The 1,892-nt window shown below is 33.6% G+C and carries 2 protein-coding genes and 1 pseudogene; 2 read left to right on the top strand and 1 reads right to left on the bottom strand.

Annotated features, from left to right (window positions below; all coding sequences use genetic code 11):
- Positions 1 to 82: 82 nt before the first annotated feature.
- Both LDX58_RS25565 and LDX58_RS25570 read left to right on the top strand, forming a co-directional pair.
- Positions 83 to 604 (top strand): RNA polymerase sigma factor, encoded by a 522-nt coding sequence (locus tag LDX58_RS25565; protein ID WP_227940474.1) that lies wholly within the window; start codon positions 83 to 85, stop codon positions 602 to 604.
- 69 nt (positions 605 to 673) lie between these two features.
- Complete coding sequence (locus tag LDX58_RS25570; RefSeq protein WP_227940475.1) at positions 674 to 1,435, top strand: LolA family protein; 762 nt, start codon at positions 674 to 676, stop codon at positions 1,433 to 1,435.
- Positions 1,436 to 1,704: 269 nt separating this feature from the next.
- Here the strand turns inward: LDX58_RS25570 and LDX58_RS25575 are convergent.
- Positions 1,705 to 1,892: pseudogene (locus tag LDX58_RS25575) on the bottom strand (IS110 family RNA-guided transposase); the annotation flags it as partial.

Genomic DNA, 1,892 nt, shown 5'->3' on the forward strand with positions numbered 1-1,892 from the left:
AAAAAGATCCAAGAAACATGTAACAGAAAATAAAATAAGCCGTATATTCGATTAAAAAAGTCGTGATATACGGCTATTTGTCATGCGTACCGGTAAGGTGCGCTTATTTTTTATAATTCGGGCTTACGATAAAAATTTAATAGAAAATGCGAAACGAGGAGACAACATTGCATTTAATTCTTTATTGAAACCTTATATTAAACAGGCACAACAAACTTCTTACTTACTATTACACGATTACGCTCTTGCTCAGGATGCTGTACAAGAAGCACTTATTCAAACACATTCTTCATTAAAACGTTTTGATTCGAATAAAGCATCTTTTAAAACCTGGTTCAATCGTATTGTTATCAATTGTTCTTTAAAACAAAAAAGAAAGCAGCGATTCACGTTTCAATTACAAGATGATTATGAAAATAATGATAGTCCTGAAAAGCGATACATACTTAAAGAAGAGGAGCAGTTTTTAATTGATATAGTGAAAAACTTAAAGGTGAAATATCAGACTGTAATTGTGTTGTATTATTTTCAAGAACTTACAATTTCGGAAATTGCATTAACACTTAACATCCGTGAAGGCACTGTAAAGTCTAGGCATTTATAATGCTAGAGAAAAGTTAAAGGAAAATATTCTTTCGCAAAAGTCAAATTTATCGTTAAGGGGGGATTATTTATGGAAAGAAAGTTGAAAGAAACATTACACAGAGTAGCAAATCAGTATGATTTTAACGGTAATATGAATATACAATCATTGATAAATAAAAAGGAACAAAAACGATTTAAAAGGGGATTCAAATCGAATTTTATAGTTGCCTCGTTGTTGTTAGTAACGGTTCTAAGTATAGTGAACATTCCATATGTAAAAGCGACAATGACTGAAACAGTTGAAAAAGCAATAAATTTGGTTATATCGGATAATTATTCGGAGCTACAAGATAACCTAAATACTATGCCCCCTACATTAGCAATTGTAGGTACTGAAATCACCCCAGATGGAAGAAAACTTACAACTTACTTATCAGGAGAAAAGGAACTTCAAAAATACGAAAACGGTGACTATTCGGTCTCAGATGGAAAATTAATAGGACAATATGATATAGAAAAAAATACATTTACCATTTGGAAGTATGAACGTCCATCGACATCATTTGAAGAGGAATACTTTAAAGGGATAGACGAATCAAAGATACAAAGCCTTGGAACTGATACGTTTTTAGGTCGAACTGTTGATAAATATCTAATTGAAGGTTCAGTAGAACTTTGGTTTGACCAAGAAACCAAACTAATCTTAAGGGAATTTAGCGTAAATGGTGAACAACGTATCGAGGATTCAAAAGCATTTGATATTAAGTTTGATGTAGAAGTTGATGCGAACTTCTTTGAAGTTAAACCACCAACAGGTGCAAAAGTAATTGAGAAAACTGAGCCTTACTAAGCTGATAGAAAAATCCAATAGAATGAACAGTATTGTTTATCAATTAACGAGTGCGATTACAAAGGGGTAATCGCATTTCTTATTAAAGTGACGGGTGCGTTGATCCAAGAAGGATTAGCACCTTTTTTGCAGAAGTTATTCGACTACCATGAAAATAAACTTCTGTAACTTAGGAAAAACGGCAATACTAAAGAAGACGCAGCTCATTCATTTTTAAAAAAGGGGAGAGCGCCTGTTTCGTTGGCATTATTGAAGCTAATTGGACTGGATCAAGAGGCTTCTGATTCTGACAATGATACGGTGTAACCTAAACTTTCAAGTCTACGCAGCGAATGTCGAACAATTGATTGCTCCCTTTGCTTATCGAAGTAATCTTCGCCTAAGTCTACATACATTTCTTTACGGGTTAAGAGATAATAAGAGATACGTAACATGGCGTGAGCGACGACAATTCCTG

This window comes from Alkalihalobacillus deserti, from assembly GCF_020734105.1.
Taxonomy (GTDB): Bacteria; Bacillota; Bacilli; order Bacillales; family Bacillaceae_D; genus Halalkalibacter; species Halalkalibacter deserti.